We start from the raw sequence: 18,837 nt of genomic DNA on the forward strand, positions 1-18,837 counted from the left end.
GTTCGGAATTTCGTCGCGCGGGCTCATGTGGTGGCCCCTTTCATGTGAGGTGTCATTCGGCGGCGATCCCTTCCAGGCGATCCTCAAGTTCGTCGGCGGCCTGTTGCAGCGCGGCGAGGGTGGCGGGATCGGGTGTCCAATAGGCGCGGTCCGAGGCTTCCAAGAGGCGCTGGGCCATGCGGGAGGAGGCTTCGGGGTTCAAAGCAGCAAGGCGGCGGCGCATGGCTTCGTCGGTGACGAAGGTTTCGGTGAGGCGCTGGTAGACCCAGGGTTCGACGGTGCCGGTGGTGGCGGACCAGCCGAAGGTGTTGGAGACATGCGCCTCGATCTGGCGGACGCCCTCGGCCCCGTGGCGGAGGAGGCCTTCGTAGAACTTGGGGTTCAGGGAGCGGGAGCGGGTTTCGAGGGCGATCTGGTCGGAGAGGGTGCGGACGGTGCCGCCGCCGCGCGTCTGGTCGCCGATGTAGACGGGGGTGTCCTGGCCGCCGCGGGCGCGTTTGACGGCGCGGGCGATGCCGCCGAGCGTGTCGAAGTAGTGGTCGACCGAGGTGACGCCAAGCTCGACGGATTCGAGGTTCTGGTAGGCGAGGTCGACGTCCTTGAGCGCCTTTTGCAGCAGCGCGGGGTTGCCCTTGGCCTTGCCGGTGACGCCGTAGGCGAAGCTCTTGCGGTTCTGGTAGGCGTCGGCGAGTTCGTCCTCGTCCCCGAAGGAGGAGGTGTCGACCAGGATGTTGACGTTGGACCCATAGGCGCCTTCGGCGTTCGAGAAGACGCGGAGGGCGGCGGTTTCCATGTCGACGTTCATCTCGGCCGCGTAGGCGAGGGCATGGGCGCGGATGAAGTTGAGCTGTTCGGGTTCGTCGGCGGTGGCGGCCTTGAAGGCGGCTTCGGCGAGCATCCGGGTTTGCAGCGGCAGGAGGTCGCGGAAGATGCCGGAGAGGGTCATCACGACGTCGATCCGGGGGCGTTTCAGGTCGGCCAAGGGGATCAGGTCGGCCCCGGCGAGGCGGCCGTAGCTGTCGAAGCGCGGGGTGGCTCCGATCAGCGCGAGGGCCTGGGCGATGGGGCCGCCGTCGGACTTGATGTTGTCGCTGCCCCAAAGGACGAGGGCCACGGTGCGCGGCAGGGTCGGGTGGGTCGCCAGCAGGCGGTCGGCCTGGGCCTTGCCGTCGGCCAGCGCAAAGGCGGTGGGCATCCGGAAGGGGTCGAAGGCGTGGATGTTGCGGCCGGTGGGGAGGATCTGGGGCGAGCGGATCAGGTCCCCGCCCGGGACGGGGGAGATGAAGCGGCCGGAAAGGGCGCGGAGGAGGGCGGGGATTTCGGTGCTGTGCTGCAGGTGCTCGGCGGCCTTGGCGCGGGCCTCGGGGTCGTCGGGCATGAGGGCCAGGTATTCGGCGCGCTGGGCGTCGGTGAAGGGGCGGCCGAGGACGTGGAGGCCGTCGGTGATGAGGGCGCCTTCGGTCTCCAGGAGTTTCAGCCAGAGGATTTCGAGGTCGGTCGCGTCCATGTCGACGGCCTTTGCCTGCTCGGCGATGAGGAGGGCGAGGTCGTCGCGGTCGGGGGCGTCGGGGGAGAGGGCGCGGAAGCGGGTGAGGCTGTCTTTCAGGTCCACGAGGCCCTTGTAGAGGCCGGATTGGGCCAGGGGAGGGGTCAGGTGGGTGATGGTGACGGCGTTCGACCGGCGCTTGGCGAGGGTTGCCTCGGACGGGTTGTTGGCGGCGTAGAGGTAGACGTTCGGCAGGTTGCCGATCAGGCGGTCGGGCCAGCATTTGCCGGAGAGGCCCGCCTGCTTGCCGGGCATGAACTCCAACGCGCCGTGCATCCCGAAGTGGAGGAGGACGTCGGCGCCGAAATCCTTTTTCATCCAGTCGTAGAAGGCGGTGAAGGCGTGGGTCGGCGCGAAGCCTTTCTCGAAGAGAAGGCGCATCGGGTCGCCCTCGTAGCCGAAGACGGGCTGGATGCCGACGAAGACGTTGCCGAACTGACGCCCCAGGACGAAGACGTCGGCCCCGTCGGACTGGGCGCGGCCGGGGGCGGGGCCCCAGACTTTCTCGGTCTCGGCCAGCCAGCGGGAGCGGCGGACGAGCTCGCGCGCCGGGATGCGGGCGGCGACGTTGGCGGGCTGGCCGAAGGCTGTGGCGTTGCCGTTCAGGACCGCGTCGCGGAGTGCCTCCACCGTGGCGGGTGGGGTGACGTCGTAGCCGTCGGCCTTCATCGCGTGGAGGGTGTTGAGAAGGCTTTCGAAGACGCCGAGGTAGGCAGCGGTGCCGACGGCCCCGGCGTTCGGCGGGAAGCCGTAGAGGACGATGGCGACCTTGCGCTTGGCTGTTTCGCTGCGGCGGAGGGTGGCGAGGCGGAAGACTTTCTCGGCCAGGGTGTCGATGCGTTCGGAGCAGGGGGCCATCACGCGGGAGGTGACGTCCACTGGCGCGGGGCAGTTCTTCGCGCAACCTGTGCAGCCGCCCGCGTCGTGGCGACCGGCGAAGACGGTGGGGTTGGTCGCGCCGTCGATCTCGGGCAGCGCGATGAGCATGGTGGTCTCGACGGGCCCAAGGCCGCCGTCGGTGGATGCCCATTGGCCGAGGGTCTGGAATTCGAGCGGGTGCGCGGCGACGTAAGGGGCGTCGAGGGCTTCGAGTGCCGCGATGGCGGCGGGGCTGTCGTTGTAGGCGGGGCCGCCGACGAGGGAGAAGCCGGTGAGGGAGACGAGGGCGTCGATCCGGCCGCCGGTCATGAAGGCGTCGATGGCGGGGCGGCCGTCGAGGCCCGAAGCGAAGGCGGGAACGCAGGCGATGCCGCGGGATTCAAAGGCTCGGATGACGGCGTCGTAGTGCGCGGTGTCGGAGGCGAGGAGGTAGGACCGCATCTTCAGAAGGCCAAGGGTGGCGGTGATGCCGTCGGGCTTGGGATGGAGGCTGGGGTCGGTGAAGACGCGGGCCGGGACGTCGGGGTGGTAGAGGCCGACGTCGGGGTAGTCGACCGGGGCGGCGGCCTTGACCTTGTTCCAGTCGCGGTTCGGGGCATAGCGGCTGACGAGGTAGCGGACCATGCTTTCGATGTTGTCGTCCGACCCGCCGAGCCAGTACTGCATCGACAGGAACCAGGCGCGCATGTCCTGGGCCTTGCCGGGGATGAAGCGCAGGATCTTCGGCAGCCGCCGCAGCATCGCCATCTGCTTTTCGCCCGAGGAACCGGAGGGGGACTTGGTGCCCCGCAGTTTCTTCAGGAGGGCCATCGCGCCCGAGGCCGGGAGCGACATGTCGAGGTCGCCCATCTTGGTCAGCTTGACGATCTGCGGGTCGGAGATGATGCCGACGCAGGCGTCGAGATGCGGGCGGCGGGCCTGGATCTGGGGGAGGATCTGGGTGAGATGCTCTTCCAGGAAGATCAGGTTGGCGACGATGATGTTCGCGCTGCCGACGTCGGCGCGGGCGCGGGCGAGGGCGGCGGGGTTTTCGGCCCATTCGGCGGCGGCGTGGACCGAGATGGTCAGGCCGGGGAAGTCCTTGGTCAGGCGCGCGGCGACGCGCTGGGCGGGGCCTGCGGCATGGGCGTCGAGGGTGACGATGACGAAGCGGTAGAGACCGTCTGCGACGGGGGTTTTCAGGTCCGGCGATGTGTAGCGGTCATCGCGCATAATGGGCCTTGGCCTCGTAGAGGGTCTCGATGCTGATCTGGGTGACGCCCTTCTCGGCGGCGTATTTCTCGGTGTTGCGGCGGGCCTTGGCGCGGACGAAGAAGGGGATCTTCTTCAACTCGCGCTCGGCGTCGGGGAGCCAGTGGAGGGCGTCGGCGAGGGCTTGCGCCGCCTCGATCATCTGGGTGGCGGCGTCGGGGGTGGGTTCGAGGATCTGGGTAGGCGCGGGGGTGGCCTTGCCGCCGTGGTGGCTGGGTCCGGCGGCGTCGTGGAACTCGAAATCCTCGCGGAACATGGTGAGGAGGTGTTCCTCAAGCCCCATGACGAGCGGGTGGATCCAGGTGTCGAAGAGGACGTTTGCGCCTTCGAAGCCCATCTGCGGCGAGTAGCGGGCGGGGAAGTCCTGGACGTGGACGGGGGCCGAGATCACGGCGCAGGCGATGCCGAGGCGCTTGGCGATGTGGCGTTCCATCTGGGTGCCGAGGATGAGCTCGGGCGCGGCGGCGATGATGGCGGCTTCGACGTCGAGGTAGTCGTCGGAGATCAGGGCTTCGAGGCCGTAGTCCTTGGCGGCGGCGCGCATGGGGCGGGCGAATTCGCGGTTGTAGCAGCCGAGGCCGACGACTTCGAAGCCGATTTCCTTGGAGGCAACGCGGGCGGCGGCCATCGCGTGGGTGGCGTCTCCGAAGATGAAGACGCGCTTGCCGGTGAGGTAGGTGGAGTCGACGGAGGCCGACCACCAGGGTTGGCGGAGGTTCTTTTCGTCGACGTCTGGGCTGACGTTGGCGAGTTTGGCGACCTCGGCGATGAATTCGCGGGTGGCCTCGGCTCCGATGGGGATGGTTTTCGTCCAGGGCTGGGCGTGGGTCTTCTCCAGCCAGCGGGCGGCGCCTTCGCCGGTTTCGGGGTAGAGGAGGACGTTGAAATGCGCGGCGGGGAGGCGTTTCAGGTCTTCCGGAGTCGCGTCGAGGGGGGCCGCCACGTTCACGGCGATACCCATTTGGGTGAGGAGTTTGGTGATCTCGGCCACGTCGTCGCGGTGGCGGAAGCCCAAGGCTGTGGCGCCGAGGATGTTGCAGGAGACCTGCGCGGTGCGCTCGTGAGGAACGGCGAGGGCGCGGGTGAGGGCGAGGAAGGTCTCGTCCGCGCCGAAGTTTTCCTTGCGGGAGTAGCTGGGCAGGTCCAGCGGCACGACGGGGCAGGGCAGGCCGAGGGTCGAGGCGAGGCCGCCGGGGTCGTCCTGGATGAGCTCGGCCGTGCAGGAGGCGCCGACGATCATCGCTTGCGGCTTGAAGCGGTCGTAGGCGCCTTGGGCGGCGCGCTTGAAGAGGGTGGCGGTGTCAGCGCCGAGGTCGGAGGCCTGGAAGGTGGTGAAGGTGACCGGCGGGCGGTGGTTGCGCCGCTCGATCATTGTAAACAGGAGGTCGGCATAGGTGTCGCCTTGCGGGGCGTGGAGGACGTAGTGGACGTCCTTCATGCCGGTGGCGACGCGCATCGCGCCGACGTGCGGGGGGCCTTCGTAGGTCCAGAGGGTGAGTTTCATGGCGTCGCCCCCGTTTCTGACCGGGTGCCCCCCACCCCATCCCTCCCCCACAGAGGGGGGAGGGAGGCGCGGGGTGCAGGTGTTGCGCGATATGGCGGGCGGCGGGTCATTGGGGGGCCCCCTGGAGCAGCGCGCGGCGGCGGAGGGGGCGGGAGAAGAGGGCGGCGAGGTCGCCGGCCTGTTCGTAGAAGTGGACGGGGGTGAAGACGAGCTCGATCGCCCATTTGGTGGCGTGGCCGGCGGCTTCGAGCGGGTTGGCGAGGCCGAGGCCGCAGACGGTGAGGTCGGGTTTCAGCGCGGCGTGGCGGTCGAGTTGCAGGTCGACGTCCTGGCCTTCGGAAAGGACGGTCTGCGGCAGGAGCGCGAGTTCCGGCTCCATCAAGCCGCGGTGGAGGTAGGGGGTGCCGACCTCGACCGGGTGCATGCCGCATTCGCGGGCGAGGAAGCGGGCGAGCGGGATTTCGAGCTGGCTGTCAGGGAACATGAAGAGCGTCTTGTCGCGCAGGGTTTCCGCGTGGGCCGCGACGGCCTTGCGGGCGCGGGCGCGGGGGGCGGCGGTGACGGTCTCGAACGTCTCCAGCGTCACGCCATGCGCCTTGGCGACGGCGCGGAGCCAGTCGGTGGTGCCTTCCTCGCCAAAGGGGAAGACGGCGGTGATGCGCTCGGCGCCACGGCGTTCCAGCGCGTGGGCGGTGTCGGCGAGGAAGGGCTGGGTCAGGATGAAACGGGTCTTCGGGCCGACCTTCGGCGCGCCGGAGGCACGGCGGGAGGGGAGGAAGGCCACGTTGCGGACGCCCATTTGCGTCAGGAGCGACAGGCACTGATCCTCGACCACGTCCGGGAGGGCGCCGACGACAAGGAGGTTGGTGTCGGTGGTGTCTTCCAGCCCCGGGACCATCGCGGCAAGGCAGGCATCCTCACCTTGGGTGAAGGTCGTCTCGATGCCCGATCCGGAGTAGTTGTAGACCCGGACGGTGGGCCCGTGGCGGGCGTTCAGGCGTTCGGCGGTGCGGGAGAGGTCGAGCTTGATGACCTCGGACGGGCAGGAGCCGACGAGGAAGAGCTGGCGGATGTCGGGGCGGCGGGAGAGGAGGCGTTCGACCTCACGCTCCAGCTCCACATGCGCGTCGGCGAGGCCGGCGAGGTCCTTCTCTTCCAGGATCGCGGTGCCGAATCGTGGTTCGGCGAAGATCATCACGCCGGCGGCGGATTGCAGGAGGTGGGCGCAGGTGCGGGAGCCGACGACCAGGAAGAAGGCGTCCTGCATCTTGCGGTGCAGCCAGATGATCCCCGTGAGGCCGCAGAAGACCTCACGCTGTCCGCGTTCCCGCAGGACAGGCGTGTGGAGGCAGCCGGTGGTGGGGGTGTCCAGGCTCATGCGGGATGTCCCCTTGGTTCGGCGCTGTCGAGGCGGGCGCGGCGAAGCTTCAGGAGAAACTGCGTGGCGTTGACGAAGTAGGTCGCATAGGCCGCGAGCGTGATGAGCATCAGCTGCAGCGGCGTCAGGGTTTCCGTAAGCAGGCCATAGAGATAGAGCGTGTGCAGCGCGATGACCGCGAAGCTGACGACGTCTTCCCAGAAGAAGGCGGGGGCGAAGAGATACTGGCCGAAGACGACCTTCTCCCAGATCGCGCCGGTCACCATGATCGTGTAGAGGAGCGCGGTCTTGAGCAGGATCGAGACGGTCGCCGCGGTGTAGCCGTCGCCGGTGGCGAGGTAGCGCAGGACGAGCACCAGGGAGACGGCGCAGACCAGGAATTGCACCGGCGCCAGGATGCCCTGGACCGTGGTCCAGACGGTCGCATCACGACGGGCGCGCTGGCTGGGAGTATACAGCGGATGGGGCCGGGGGTCTGAGGTCGCAGCGGACATTCCTTACGCCTCGTTTCAAGCCACGTTTACAGACAAAGTAGTCAGGTGGCATTTGCTGTCAATGTAGATTTACACTTTTGCCCAAGAAATCGGCGGCGACGATACGCCGTACAATCATTGCTTGCACGCAACTGAAATAAAATAATTTTGTTGTAAAACAGATACTTACTGCCACATCCCGTGACTGCCTTGCGCGGTGTGTCAATTTAAGTAGACATGTCGAAGCGTTTCAGGTGTCATGGAGTGGCGAGTCGATGGCTTCTATTTGCACAGGATCGGTGCTAACTTGCCCCGGCATCAGCGGACAGGCCCAAGGAGGGTCGCCGATGCGAGACAATGGGATACCGGAAGCCCAGGGCCATGATGGCTCCGATTGGTTTGCTGGGCTTGCGAAGGAGGCGCTTGGTCGTTTGGTGTCGGTGCGCGACCATCACGGCGCCGTTGCAAGGCAAGACCATCTTGACCATTTCCTCAGGGTGCTTCGTGAGGCGAGGTCGGTTGATCCTGCGGTGCTTCTGGCCGAAATGCTGCCCCGTCAGATCGACCCCGCCACGGTCGCCTGTCTTTACGTTCCCGCCGCAGCGCGGAGGCTGGGCGCGGACTGGGAGGCCGACCGGATCAGCTTCATCGATGTGACGCTTTGCACCGAAAAGCTGCACGGCCTGGTGCGGAAGGTCGATGAGCTTCTGTCCGAGGTGCGGTCTGCGACGGGTCCGTCGGCTCTTGTCCTGGTGGCCGATGCCGAGCAGCACACCCTGGGTGCGCTGGTCCTGGCGCTGGAAATGCGGCTGGCGGGGTTCAGCGTGATGGTCCGCGTGGCTCCGATGCCGCGCGACCTGACGCTTCTGATGTCGGGGAACCGCTTCGACCTGGCGCTGGTTTCCATAGGCTGCACCGCGGCGCTTGAGTCGGGCGTCGGGCTGGTGCGGACCTTGCGGCTTTTGTCGCGTAATGGCGACATGTGCATCTTTGTCGGCGGTGCGATCCCGGTCGAGGACCCGCTGTTGCTGAACGAAACGGGTGCGGACCGCGTCTTGCGCGACGTTTCCGCACTCCTGTCCGAGTATGATGCCTGCAAGGGAGGGCACCAGCTTGATCGGGACCGGAAAAGAAGCCAAAGGAGCATTGTCCAGTCTTTGTTGAAAGGGGACGGAGTTGACCAATGACGGGCACCCTGTTGCGGTTCTGCCTGCGGATCCGGTCGCACGTGATGTCGTGCTGGACCTGATAAGCGCCGGGTCGGATCTGACCCTGGTCGTAACCCCGGACCGGGTGGTCGAGAGGGTGCTGGCCGCGCCGCTTTCCGGGCTGGCGTCGCTGGTCACCGGCTGGGAGGGCCGGGAGCTTCAGTCGATCTTCGCTGAGGAAAGCTGGGCCAAGTTGTCGACGCGGCTTGCCGGGCCGGATACTGGCTCGGCCCTGGAGCTGAACCACGCGGGCCCCGTGCAATACGAATTCCCCGTCCGCTATGTCCTGCGCCGGTTTCCCGGGACGGAGACATTGCTGATGCTGGGTCGCGACCTGCGCCCGCTGGCCGAAGTGCAGCAGCAGCTGGTCCAGGCGCACCGCGCCATCGGCCGCGACCACGAGGCCCAGCGGGAACTGGAAACGCGCTACCGAGTGCTGATGGAAGAGAATTCCTTCCCGCTTATGATCGTCTCCGAGACCACGGGGCGGATCGTGGACCTCAACAGCTCGGCCGCCCGGCTTCTGGGGGCGCAGCGCAATGACCTTCTGAACTCGCCCGTCGCGCAGGAATTCGACGGTCGCCGCCGGGGCGAGCTGATCGAGACGCTGGCCCGCAATGCGACGAGCGAGGCCGGCGAGTATGTCGACCTGAACGTCCGCCGGACGGCGCAGCGGGTGAAGGTCAGTGCGAAGATGTTCCGCGCCTCGCGCGACCGGCTGCTTCTGTGCCGGATCGGCCTTTCGGAAAGCGCGCAGTCGCAGGAAAACGACCGCAGCCTGATGATGCAGAACCTGTTCGAGAAGGGGACGGATGCGATCGTCTTCGTGGACGGCAATGGTCTGATCAAGGCGGCGAACGAGGCCTTTCTGCACCTGACGGACAGCCACAGCACCTCGGTCGTGATCGACAGGGTGTTTTCGGATTTTCTGTCACGCGGCGCGGTGGACCTGAAGGTGCTTCTGGACAACGTCAAGCGCGTCGGCCACCTGCGCCACTACCGGACGCGGCTGAACACGGATTACATGGGCGAGGTCTCGGTCGAGCTCTCGGCGACGCTGTTCCAGGACAACGGCAAGCAGATCATCGGCATCGTCGCGCGGGATTCCGTGGTGACCGACAGGGTGATCCTGCCGGTCTCGGGCGCCGAGCATGAGGGCCTGCGCAACGTGATGCGCCTGGTGGGCTATTCCACGCTGAAGGAGATCGTCGACGAGACGACCGAGATCATCGAGAAGATGTGCATCGAGGCTGCGCTGGAGATGTCCGGCAACAACCGGGCTGCGGCGGCCGAGTTGCTCAGCCTGTCGCGGCAGTCGCTCTATGTGAAACTGCGCAAGTTCGGCATCCTGAACAAGGAAGCCAGCGACCAGGCGTAAGCGACTTGACATAGGTCAAGTCGGCCCGCCCTCCGATCTGTCAATCTAGATTGACACCGCCCCTTCCGGCGGGTGCCTTGGCACGGAGGGCTCGCCCATGCGCATCGTCTTCATCCATCCCAATTACCATTCCGGCGGGGCTGAGATCGCGGGGAACTGGCCCCCGGCCTGGGTCGCATACCTGGCGGGCAGCCTGAAGCGGGCGGGGTTTACGGATATCCATTTCCTGGATGCGATGACCTATCACCTGGGGCCGGATGTCTTGCGGGCGAAGCTGGCCGAGCTGCAGCCGGACATCGTGGGGGTGACGTCCATTACTCCGTCGATCTACGAGGCTGAGGAGGTCTTGCGCATCGCGTCGGAGGTGGTTCCGGGCGCGCTGCGGGTGCTGGGCGGGGTGCATGCGACCTTCATGTTCCGGCAGGTGCTAAGCGAGGCGCCCTGGGTCGACGTGATCGTCCGTGGTGAGGGCGAGGAAATCATGGTCGCGCTGGCCGAGGCGGTGCGGGATGGCCGTTGGCCTGCGGATCGCCGCAAGATCAAGGGGTTGGCCTTTGCCGAGGATGGGGAGATCGTGGCGACGCAGGCGGCCTCCACCGTCAAGGACCTGGACGGGATCGATCCCGATTGGTCGATCCTGGACTGGGACAGCTACATCTACATTCCCCTGGGCGTGAAGGTCGCGATCCCGAACATGGCGCGGGGGTGTCCGTTTACCTGCAGCTTCTGCAGCCAGTGGAAGTTCTGGCGCGACTACCGGGTGCGGGACCCCAAGAAGGTCGCCGACGAGATCGAGCGGCTGGTCACGGACCACGGGGTCGGGTTCTTCATCCTGGCGGACGAGGAGCCGACCATCAACAAGAAGAAATTCGTCGAGTTCTGCCAGGAGCTGATCGACCGGGGGCTCAACAAGCGGGTGAAATGGGGGATCAACACGCGGGTCACCGATATCTACCGCGACCGGGATCTGCTGAAGTTCTACCGTGAGGCGGGGTTGGTGCATGTCTCCCTCGGGACCGAGGCGGCGGCGCAGTTGAAGCTGGACTTCTTCAACAAGGAGACCAAGGTCGAAGAGAACAAGGAGGCGATCCGGCTTCTGCGTGAGGCGGACATCTTCACCGAGGCGCAGTTCATCGTGGGCCTCGACAACGAGACGCCGGAGACGCTGGAAGAGACCTACCGCATGGCCTGGGACTGGCAGCCGGACCTGGCGAACTGGTCGATGTATACGCCCTGGCCGTTCACGCCGCTGTTCCAGGAGATCCGGGATCAGGTCGAGGTGTTCGACTATTCGAAGTACAACTTCGTGACACCGATCATGAAGCCTGCCGCGATGACGCGGGGGGCTTTGCTGGAGGGGGTGCTGAAGAACTATCGCCGCTTCTACATGAAGAAGGCGCTGTTCCATTATCCCTGGCGGGGGACGGGGTTCCGGCGGCGGTATCTCTTGGGGTGCCTGAAGGCGTTCCTCAAGGCGGGGGTGCAGCGGAGCTTCTATGACCTTGGAAAGCATGGCTATTTCAAGCCGGTGAAGCGCGACAATCTGGAGTTCGGGTTCGATACCACACGGACCATTGCCGAGGCGCAGATGGCGGATTGGGAGGCCTCGGCCGACAAGGCGGCGCGGGCGGCAGAGCGGCGGGCGGCGGTGAAGGCGCAGATGAAGGAACGGGCTTTGGATCGTGCGGTGCCCGATCTGGGGCCGATGGCTTGTGGCGGGGGCCGCGAGCAGATGCAGGAGCCGGCGGAGTAATGGAGGCGGGCCGGATCGGGCCGAACGCGATCCTGCAGCTTGTCGATGTGCTGGAGCGGCGGGGGGAGTTTGACCTCTGCCGTTCGGTGCTGGAGGAGGCGCGGGTTGCGCGGCCCCCGCGCGACGCGGGGATGCTGCCCGAGGCCGACTGCGCGGCGGTGCATCAGGCGTTGCGGCGGATGTCACCTGCGGCAGAAGGGCTTCTGGAGGAGGCCGGATTGGCGACGGGGGACTACATCCTCGCCCACCGGATTCCAAGGCTGGCGCAGGGGGTGTTGCGGGTGCTGCCGGGGGCCTTGGCGGCGCGGGTCCTGACAAAGGCGATTGCTCAGCATTCCTGGACCTTTGCGGGGACGGGGGAGTTCCGGGTGGAGTCCTTCCGGCCACTCGTCGTGTCGGTGGCTCGCAATCCGCTGGTGGCGGGATGGGGGGCCGAGACCCCTCAGTGCATCTGGCATGCGGCGGTGTTTCGGCGGCTGTATGGGAGGTTGGTGTGGCCTTCGGTGACGGTGAAGGAGACGGCTTGTTGCGCCTGTGGCGATGCGGTCTGTCGGTTCGAGATTTCCTCCGGGTAGCCCCCCACCCCCGGCCCCTCCCCACGGTGGGGGAGGGGAGGCGCGGGCTGCGGCGGCGGAGAGGGAGTGTCAGCGTCGCGCTTGCGGCAATGTAATCCTTGCCAGACTCGGATGTGTCAGGTTTAATTGACACATGAGCGACGCACTCATCCACCCCCCGCAGAGCTGGCCGGAACCCCGTGCCATGCTGACATTGATCAAGCCGATCACCTGGTTCCCGCCGGTCTGGGCCTACCTCTGTGGCGCCGTGTCATCCGGGGTTCCCCTGGGCGCGAATTGGGGGACGGTGCTGCTGGGCATGGTGCTGGCCGGTCCCATCGTCTGCGGGATGAGCCAGGCGGCGAACGACTGGTGCGACCGGCATGTCGACGCGGTGAACGAGCCGCATCGGCCGATCCCGTCGGGGCGGATCCCGGGGCGGTGGGGGCTGTGGATTGCGCTGGCGATGACGGTTCTGTCGCTGGTCGTGGGCTGGATGCTGGGGCCCTGGGGCTTTGGGGCGACGGTGGTCGGGGTCATTGCTGCATGGGCGTATAGCGCTGAGCCGGTGCGGCTGAAACGGTCGGGCTGGTGGGGGCCGGGGCTGGTGGGCCTGTCCTATGAGGGGCTGCCGTGGTTCACGGGGGCGGCGGTGTTGTTGGGGACGGCTCCAAGGTTCGAGAATGTGATGATCGCCGCACTCTATGCTTTCGGTGCCCACGGGATCATGACGCTGAACGATTTCAAGGCCCTGGAGGGCGACCGGCAGCATGGGGTGCGCTCCTTGCCGGTGGTGCTGGGGCCGGAAGTTGCGGCGAAGATCGCCTGCACGGTGATGGGCATGGCTCAGGCGCTGGTGGTGTGCCTGCTGGTCATCTGGGGCAAGCCCTGGCACGCGCTGGCGGTGCTGGCGGTCCTGATGGCTCAGGTCGCGGCGATGCGGGTGCTGTTCCGCGATCCGAAGGGCAAGGCGCCCTGGTACAACGGGACAGGCGTGGTGCTCTATGTCACCGGCATGATGATTTCCGCCTTTGCGGTCAGGGGGTTGGGATGACTTTGTCCTGGGTTCAGATCGTACGCCTTGGCCTGGTGCAGCTGTGCATCGGGGCGGTGGTGGTGCTGACGACCTCGACGCTGAACCGGCTGATGGTGGTGGAACTGGCGCTGCCCGCGATGCTGTCGGGGGCGCTGGTGGCGCTGCATTCCTTCGTCCAGATCTCGAGGCCAAGCTGGGGGTTCCTGTCGGACGCGCAGGGCAACCGGACGCGGTTCATCATTGGCGGGATGGCGGTCCTGTCGGCCGGGGCGGCGCTGGCGTCGTGGATGGTGGCGTTGGGGATTGCCGGGCATGGGATTGGGCTGGTTGGGTCAGTCTTCGCCTATGTGCTGATCGGGATGGGCGCGGGGGCCTCGGGGACCTCGCTTTTGGCTTTGCTCGCCTCGGGCTGTGCGCCGAGCCGGCGGGCAGCTGCGGCGACGATAACCTGGTTGATGATGATCTTCGGGATCGCGGTCACCAGTGGCGTGATCGGGGCGATGCTGGACCCGTATTCGTCGTCGCGGCTGATGGCGATTGTCGGCGTGGTGACGGTCGGCGCGGTGCTGCTGACGGCGGCGGCGATCTGGGGCATCGAGCGGCGGGTTATCCCGGAGCGGTTGCCGGATGAAACTCCGCTGCGGCAGGGGTTGGCCGAGGTCTGGGCGGAGAAGCGGACAAGGGTGTTCACGCTCTTCATCTTCCTGTCGATGACGGCCTTCTTCCTGCAGGAACTGATCCTCGAGCCCTATGCGGGGCTGGTGTTTGCCTATTCCCCCGGCGCGTCGACCAGCCTCTCGGGCGCGCAGCATGGGGGCATGTTCATCGGAATGCTCGCCGTGGGGATCGCTGTTTCGGGCCTCAAGATCGGGTCGCTTCGCGCCTGGGTCGTGGGCGGGTGCCTTGGCTCGGCAGTGATGCTGGCGGTGATCGCGGCATTGGGGCAGGTGCGGGTGGATCTGCTGACGCCCGCGGTGGCGGTGCTGGGGGTGTTCTCGGGCATGTTCGCCATCGCGTCGATCGGGGCGATGATGCAACTGGCCGGACAGGGCCGCGAGGGCCGTGAGGGCACGCGGATGGGCGTCTGGGGCGCGTCTCAGGCCATTGCGCAGGGGCTGGGCGGGTTTGCAGGCGCGGCGCTGGTCGACGCGCTGCGGCTTTCCGGGTCCACGGCCAATGCCTTCGGGATGGTCTTCGCTCTGGAGGCTTTGTTGTTCGTCGCTGCCGGGTGGATGGCCTGGCGGATCATTGATGCCGGGCGTCTGCGGGCGCCCCAGGGCCAGCTGGTACCGGGAGAATGAGCATGTATGACGCATTCGTGGTGGGCGGCGGGCCTTCGGGCGCGACGGCGGCGGAGGACCTGGCGCGCGCGGGGTACAAGGTCGCGCTTCTGGACCGGGACGGGCGGATCAAGCCGTGTGGGGGCGCGATCCCTCCGCGCGCGATCAAGGATTTCGACATTCCGGACCGTCTGGTGGTCGCCAAGATCAGGACGGCGCGGATGATTTCGCCCACGGGGCGGGCCGTCGATATCCACATCGAGGGCGGCTATGTCGGCATGGTCGACCGCGAGGATTTCGACGAGTTCCTGCGCGACCGCGCGCGGATGGTCGGGGCGGATCGGCTGACCGGCACCTTCCTGCGGGTGGAGCGGGATGCGGCGGGCACCCATGTGGTCTGGCGCGAGAAGGCGTCGGGGCAGGAGCAGCGGTCGTTGTGCCGGGTCGTGATTGGCGCGGACGGTGCGAAGTCTGGGGTGGCTCGGGCCGAGGTGCCTGGGGGCGACAAGATCCCCTATGTCATTGCCTATCATGAGATCATCAAGGCTCCGGCTGCCAATGCGGGTTATGACCCGGTGCGCTGTGATGTGGTCTATGACGGGCAGATCTCGCCCGATTTCTATGGCTGGGTGTTCCCGCATGGCGACAAGGCGTCGGTGGGCATGGGGACCGAGGACGGGGCGGTGGACCTGAAGAAGGCCACGGCGGACCTGCGGGCGATGTCGGGGTTGGCGGAGTGTGAGACGATCCGGCGCGAGGGGGCGCCCATCCCGTTGAAGCCGTTGGACCGTTGGGACAATGGCCGGGATGTGGTGCTGGCGGGGGATGCGGCGGGGGTTGTCGCGCCGTCCTCGGGCGAGGGGATCTATTACGCGATGGCGGGGGGCCGGGCGGCGGCGACGGCGGCTCAGGCGTTCCTGCGGACGGGCAAGGCCAGCGAATTGAAGATGGCGCGGAAGATGTTCTTGAAGGAGCATGGGACCGTGTTCAAGGTCTTGCGGTCGATGCAGAATGCCTATTATCGCAACGACGACCGGCGCGAGCGGTTCGTTTCGCTGTGCCATGACATCGACGTGCAGCGGCTGACCTTCGAGGCGTACATGAACAAGAAGCTTGTGGCGGCGCGCCCCTTGGCCCATCTGAAGATCGGGGTGAAGAACGTGATGCACCTGATGGGAGTGGTTAGCCCTAAATGGTCGTAATGGAGCCGATTGACCTGCCGATCCCGGCCTTCGGGCCGGACGGAGTGCTGCGCCCGGTGGGGAAGCTTGCGGTGCACCGGCAGGGGCTGCGGCATCCGGCGGTGTCGGTGTTTGTGCTGCGGGGGCGGGAGATCCTGATCCAGCAGCGGGCGGCGGGGAAGTATCATACTCCCGGGCTGTGGGCGAATACGTGCTGCACGCATCCGAACTGGGGTGAGTTGGCTGCGGATTGCGCGGTGCGGCGGCTGGGGCAGGAGTTGGGGATTTCCGGGCTGGACCTGCGGCATGTCGGGCAGGTGGAGTATCGGGCCGACGTGCCGGGGGTTCGGGAGAACCTGATCGAGCACGAGGTGGTCGAGGTTTTCGTGGGCGAGGCGGGGTGGCCCGTGGACCTGGAACTGGACCCCGACGAGGTGCAGGCGGTGCGGTGGGTCTCCTTGGACGCTTTGCGGGCGGAGATTGCAGCGACGCCGGAGGCGTTCACGCCCTGGCTGCGGATTTACCTTGAGAAGCACGCGGCGATGATCTTTGCGGCCTCAGGGCTGGCCGAGGCTGTCCAGAATCAGGGCTGAGAGGCCATCTTCCGTTTCCTCATGAGCTAAATGGCCGAGCTTCGGCAGAAGGTGCAATTGTGCGCCCGGGATGCGTTTGGCGGCGTCGATGGAGACTTGGGCCGGGACGGCACGGTCGCCTTCTGAGGCGATCAGGGTCACCTTTGTGGTGGTCTGGGGCAGGCGGTTCAGCAGGGGTTGCAGCTTCCAGTCGGCCATCATGCCGAGGGCTCCGGTGACGTGGTCGGGGTCGCGGACGAGGCGCAGGTATTGCGCGCGGCCTTCCGGGTCCAACGGTGAGCCGGTGCCGGTCAGGATGCGCTCCACCGTGCCGGGGCGGCCGAAGAAGGCGGTGATGGCGGTCGCGGCGAAGGGGAGGGTGGCGAGGCCCTTGGCGATGATCGGGAAAAGGAAGGCGGCGGCGCCGTCGAATTCTCCCAGGGCGGCGTTGAGGCCGATGATGTGCGGGACGGGGCGGAGTTCGGCCATGCGCAGGCCGATGGCGGCGCCGGCGGAGTGGCCGATGATGGCTTTGGGTTGGATGTGAAGGGTGTCGCAGAGGGTCCAGAGGTCCTGCGCCATGGCGTCGAGGCTTAGGCGGCCGGTGAAGCCGGTGGCGGAGGCCCCGTGGCCGGGAAGGTCGGGGGTGATGGTGCGGTAGCGTTGCGCAAGGCCGGGGATCGTGCGGCGGAAGCTGTGGAGGGAGGCTCCGGTGCCGTGGAGGAGGAGGAGTGTCGGCGCGTCCTTGGGGCCGGTGTCGGCGACCCAGAAGCGGTGGCGGCCTGCGGTGACGAGGCTCGATTGGGCCTTGAAGGGCCAGTCGTTTGGCAGGGCGGCGGGGGTCATCTCAGGCCAGCGTTGCAGCAATCGCCCGGGCGTCGGCGCGGGGAAGCGGAACATAGCGGCTGTTCATCAGGCTGGAAAGCTGGGCGAGCGCGGGCTGCGGGCGGTTGGCGACATCCAGCGTGACGGCGGCGATGCCTGCGGCGCGGATGGCGGTGGCGATCTGTTCGGCGTCCAGTTGGGCCTGCGCGCGGTCGGGTTGGCCGTTCAGCGCGATGTTGGCGCGGCCGTCGGTGAGAAGGGCGAGGCTGGGGGTCATGCCTTGGCGGCGGGCTCTTAGCGCCGTGTCCAAGGCGGTGGCGAGGCCCGAGGCGAGGGGGGTGCCGCCGCCGCCCGGCAGGCCTCGGAGCCGAGCCTTGGTGGTGGTCAGGCTGCGGGTGGGGGGGAGGATAAGCTCGGCCTGTTGGCCCCGAAGGACGACGAGGGCCACGTGGTCGCGGCGGCTGTAGGCCTGGGCGAGCATGAGTTCGACGGCGCCCTTCGCTTCGCCGAGGCGGGCCATGGCGGAGGAGCCGGAAGCGTCGACAACGAAGATCAGGACGCGGTCGGAGACCTCCTTGTAGCGTTTCAGGCGAAGGTCGGAGCGGTGGACGATCAGGGCGCGGTTCAGGGTGTCGCTGCGTTTGCGGAGGACCTGCCACGGGGCGGCTTGTCTTAGGGTCGCCACCAGGTCAATGCGGGAGCGGCCGTCGGGGCGGCCGGGTCTTGAGGGGAGGGGGCGGCCTCTCCGGTTGCCGGCTTTTGCCGCTCCGCTGCCGGAGGCTCCCCGCGCGGCGCGGGTGGCGCGGTCGGACTGGAGTTTCGCGAGGATGTCGGGGGGAAGGGCGGCTTGCGCGGCCTCGATCAGAAGGTCGGCGAGAGATTGGAGGTCTTGCTCTTGCGGTTGCTGGTCGGGCTGGTCGGGTTGGTCTTGGGGCGGTTCCGGGGGCTGGTCGGGTTGGGCCTCGGTTTCCGGCAGCGTGCGGTGGGCAAGGCCGAGTTCAGCGGCCTGGATGAGGTCGTCTTCGGTTACAGTCAGGCGGGCGTCGAGGGCGGCGATGGCGCGGGCGGCGCGGCGGGTGGTGAGGAGCGCCCTCGTGCTGGTGATGCCGAGGCGGGCCGCGAGTTGGGCGAGAGCCTGGGTCAGGTCGTCGGGGAGGGTGACGAAGGGGTAGAGGGCGCGGGCCTTGGCGAGGCGTCTCCGGCCGATGGGTTTGGGGAGTAGGCGCGGGCTGCGCTCGCCGTCGAGGGTGAGGAAGAGGCCGAGGCGGTCGGAGAGGGCGGAGGGGAGGCCCTCGCCATCCTCGGCCGCTTCGTCGAGGGCGATGAGGGCGTGGTGGCCTTTGTCGAGGGCTTGGGCGAGGCGGGCGGTGAGGCTCGCTGGGGCGGATTCCGCCATCGGCAGGATGAGGAGCGCGGGGTCGGCGAGAAGGCCCGGGCGGTGGACGGGGCGACCGGCGGCAAGGGTGGCGGCGGGGTCGGGGCCTCCCAGGAGGGCGAGGTCGTCGATGCTGGCCGAGAGGCGGCGCTGGGGGCGGTCGAAGGGGGTTTGCGCGAGGAGCCTCGTGGCAATGTCGCGGACGGGGCCGGCGCGGGACCTCAGCCAAAGGCCGCCGAGGCCGACAGAGTCGACGGCGAGGATGCGCAGCGCGAGGCTGAGGCGCGCCCAGTTGTCCATCAGTTCAGCGTTTCGCTGACGGCGCGGGCGACGCGGTCGGTGGCCCCGGCTTCATCCAGCGGGTCGCGGCGGAGGCGGTGGCCGAGGGACATGGCGGCGACGCGGGCCAGGTGGTCGCGGGTGACTTTGGGGGCGGCTTCGCTCGCGGCAAGGGCGCGGGCGGCGCGGAGGAGGGTGAGTTCGCCGCGGACGCCGTCAGAGCCGAGGGCGATGCACAAGCGCGCGCAGTCTTCCAGCGTGGCGCGGGGCGTCTGGACTTTGGGGAGGGCGGCGCGGGCTTGGAGGATCGTCGTGCGGAGTTTGGCTTCCTCCGGCCCCCATGTTGCGGCGAAGGCGATGGGGTC

14 protein-coding genes and 1 pseudogene are annotated in these 18,837 nt (G+C 67.5%); 8 read left to right on the top strand and 7 right to left on the bottom strand.

Annotated elements, in window-relative coordinates; genetic code table 11:
- Positions 1 to 52: 52 nt before the first annotated feature.
- The 4 genes from ACE3Q6_RS21295 to bchF form a co-directional block, all read right to left on the bottom strand.
- Positions 53 to 3,637, bottom strand: a complete 3,585-nt coding sequence (locus ACE3Q6_RS21295) for a magnesium chelatase subunit H (protein ID WP_374436895.1) — start codon at positions 3,635 to 3,637, stop codon at positions 53 to 55.
- Positions 3,627 to 5,180 carry a ferredoxin:protochlorophyllide reductase (ATP-dependent) subunit B gene (gene bchB, locus ACE3Q6_RS21300; RefSeq protein ID WP_374436899.1) on the bottom strand — a complete coding sequence of 518 codons (1,554 nt, stop codon included), beginning with the start codon at positions 5,178 to 5,180 and terminating at the stop codon, positions 3,627 to 3,629. The genes ACE3Q6_RS21295 and bchB overlap by 11 nt, the downstream gene beginning before the upstream one ends.
- 106 nt (positions 5,181 to 5,286) lie before the next feature.
- The gene (locus ACE3Q6_RS21305) at positions 5,287 to 6,558 is read right to left on the bottom strand and encodes a ferredoxin:protochlorophyllide reductase (ATP-dependent) subunit N (RefSeq protein WP_374436901.1); all 1,272 of its coding nucleotides are present in this window, start codon (positions 6,556 to 6,558) and stop codon (positions 5,287 to 5,289) included.
- Positions 6,555 to 7,052, bottom strand: a complete 498-nt coding sequence (bchF, locus tag ACE3Q6_RS21310) for a 2-vinyl bacteriochlorophyllide hydratase (protein WP_374436903.1) — start codon at positions 7,050 to 7,052, stop codon at positions 6,555 to 6,557. Before bchF ends, ACE3Q6_RS21305 begins: the two co-directional genes overlap by 4 nt.
- Positions 7,053 to 7,561: 509 nt before the next feature.
- On the opposite strand from bchF, the gene ACE3Q6_RS21315 reads away from it, so the two are divergent.
- The 8 genes from ACE3Q6_RS21315 to idi all read left to right on the top strand — a co-directional run bounded on the left by ACE3Q6_RS21315 (position 7,562) and on the right by idi (position 16,014).
- Entirely contained in the window at positions 7,562 to 8,218 is a 657-nt protein-coding gene (locus ACE3Q6_RS21315; RefSeq protein ID WP_374436905.1) for a B12-binding domain-containing protein, read from the top strand.
- Positions 8,219 to 8,267: 49 nt separating this feature from the next.
- Complete coding sequence (gene ppsR, locus ACE3Q6_RS21320; protein WP_374436908.1) at positions 8,268 to 9,617, top strand: transcriptional regulator PpsR; 1,350 nt, start codon at positions 8,268 to 8,270, stop codon at positions 9,615 to 9,617.
- A gap of 97 nt (positions 9,618 to 9,714) precedes the next feature.
- Positions 9,715 to 11,370 carry a magnesium-protoporphyrin IX monomethyl ester anaerobic oxidative cyclase gene (gene bchE / locus ACE3Q6_RS21325; RefSeq protein WP_374436910.1) on the top strand — a complete coding sequence of 552 codons (1,656 nt, stop codon included), beginning with the start codon at positions 9,715 to 9,717 and terminating at the stop codon, positions 11,368 to 11,370.
- On the top strand, positions 11,370 to 11,945 hold the full coding sequence (gene bchJ, locus ACE3Q6_RS21330; RefSeq protein ID WP_374436912.1) for a bacteriochlorophyll 4-vinyl reductase: 576 nt from the start codon (positions 11,370 to 11,372) through the stop codon (positions 11,943 to 11,945). The genes bchE and bchJ overlap by 1 nt, the downstream gene beginning before the upstream one ends.
- A gap of 133 nt (positions 11,946 to 12,078) precedes the next feature.
- Entirely contained in the window at positions 12,079 to 12,978 is a 900-nt protein-coding gene (chlG, locus tag ACE3Q6_RS21335) for a chlorophyll synthase ChlG (protein WP_374436914.1), read from the top strand.
- Positions 12,975 to 14,261, top strand: a complete 1,287-nt coding sequence (locus ACE3Q6_RS21340) for a BCD family MFS transporter (RefSeq protein ID WP_374436916.1) — start codon at positions 12,975 to 12,977, stop codon at positions 14,259 to 14,261. The genes chlG and ACE3Q6_RS21340 overlap by 4 nt, the downstream gene beginning before the upstream one ends.
- A gap of 2 nt (positions 14,262 to 14,263) precedes the next feature.
- Positions 14,264 to 15,442 (top strand): geranylgeranyl diphosphate reductase, encoded by a 1,179-nt coding sequence (locus ACE3Q6_RS21345; protein ID WP_374436918.1) that lies wholly within the window; start codon positions 14,264 to 14,266, stop codon positions 15,440 to 15,442.
- Positions 15,442 to 16,014, top strand: coding sequence for an isopentenyl-diphosphate delta-isomerase (gene idi, locus ACE3Q6_RS21350; RefSeq protein ID WP_374436921.1), 573 nt, complete (start codon positions 15,442 to 15,444; stop codon positions 16,012 to 16,014). Before ACE3Q6_RS21345 ends, idi begins: the two co-directional genes overlap by 1 nt.
- On the opposite strand, the gene bchO is transcribed toward idi, so the two are convergent.
- From bchO to ACE3Q6_RS21365, 3 genes and pseudogenes are all read right to left on the bottom strand, one after another.
- Positions 15,979 to 16,839: an alpha/beta fold hydrolase BchO gene (bchO, locus tag ACE3Q6_RS21355; protein WP_374436923.1), complete on the bottom strand. Its 861-nt coding sequence runs from the start codon at positions 16,837 to 16,839 to the stop codon at positions 15,979 to 15,981. The genes idi and bchO overlap by 36 nt on opposite strands.
- Before the next feature lies 1 nt (position 16,840).
- Positions 16,841 to 18,493, bottom strand: coding sequence for a magnesium chelatase subunit D (locus ACE3Q6_RS21360; protein ID WP_374436925.1), 1,653 nt, complete (start codon positions 18,491 to 18,493; stop codon positions 16,841 to 16,843).
- A pseudogene (locus tag ACE3Q6_RS21365) lies at positions 18,493 to 18,837 on the bottom strand (magnesium chelatase ATPase subunit I); the annotation flags it as partial. The pseudogene ACE3Q6_RS21365 and the gene ACE3Q6_RS21360, both read right to left, overlap by 1 nt.

Origin of the sequence: Tabrizicola sp. (genome assembly GCF_041913445.1) — a bacterium.
Classification (GTDB): domain Bacteria; phylum Pseudomonadota; class Alphaproteobacteria; order Rhodobacterales; family Rhodobacteraceae; genus Tabrizicola.

Excerpts from the sequence above, each read along its gene's own strand:
- ACE3Q6_RS21295 (WP_374436895.1), bottom strand. The coding sequence starts at position 3,637 with ATGCGCGATGACCGCTACACATCGCCGGACCTGAAAACCCCCGTCGCA.
- bchB (WP_374436899.1), bottom strand. The coding sequence starts at position 5,180 with ATGAAACTCACCCTCTGGACCTACGAAGGCCCCCCGCACGTCGGCGCG.
- ACE3Q6_RS21305 (WP_374436901.1), bottom strand. The coding sequence starts at position 6,558 with ATGAGCCTGGACACCCCCACCACCGGCTGCCTCCACACGCCTGTCCTG.
- bchF (WP_374436903.1), bottom strand. The coding sequence starts at position 7,052 with ATGTCCGCTGCGACCTCAGACCCCCGGCCCCATCCGCTGTATACTCCC.
- bchE (WP_374436910.1), top strand. The coding sequence starts at position 9,715 with ATGCGCATCGTCTTCATCCATCCCAATTACCATTCCGGCGGGGCTGAG.
- bchJ (WP_374436912.1), top strand. The coding sequence starts at position 11,370 with ATGGAGGCGGGCCGGATCGGGCCGAACGCGATCCTGCAGCTTGTCGAT.
- chlG (WP_374436914.1), top strand. The coding sequence starts at position 12,079 with ATGAGCGACGCACTCATCCACCCCCCGCAGAGCTGGCCGGAACCCCGT.
- ACE3Q6_RS21340 (WP_374436916.1), top strand. The coding sequence starts at position 12,975 with ATGACTTTGTCCTGGGTTCAGATCGTACGCCTTGGCCTGGTGCAGCTG.
- ACE3Q6_RS21345 (WP_374436918.1), top strand. The coding sequence starts at position 14,264 with ATGTATGACGCATTCGTGGTGGGCGGCGGGCCTTCGGGCGCGACGGCG.
- idi (WP_374436921.1), top strand. The coding sequence starts at position 15,442 with ATGGAGCCGATTGACCTGCCGATCCCGGCCTTCGGGCCGGACGGAGTG.
- bchO (WP_374436923.1), bottom strand. The coding sequence starts at position 16,839 with ATGACCCCCGCCGCCCTGCCAAACGACTGGCCCTTCAAGGCCCAATCG.
- ACE3Q6_RS21360 (WP_374436925.1), bottom strand. The coding sequence starts at position 18,493 with ATGGACAACTGGGCGCGCCTCAGCCTCGCGCTGCGCATCCTCGCCGTC.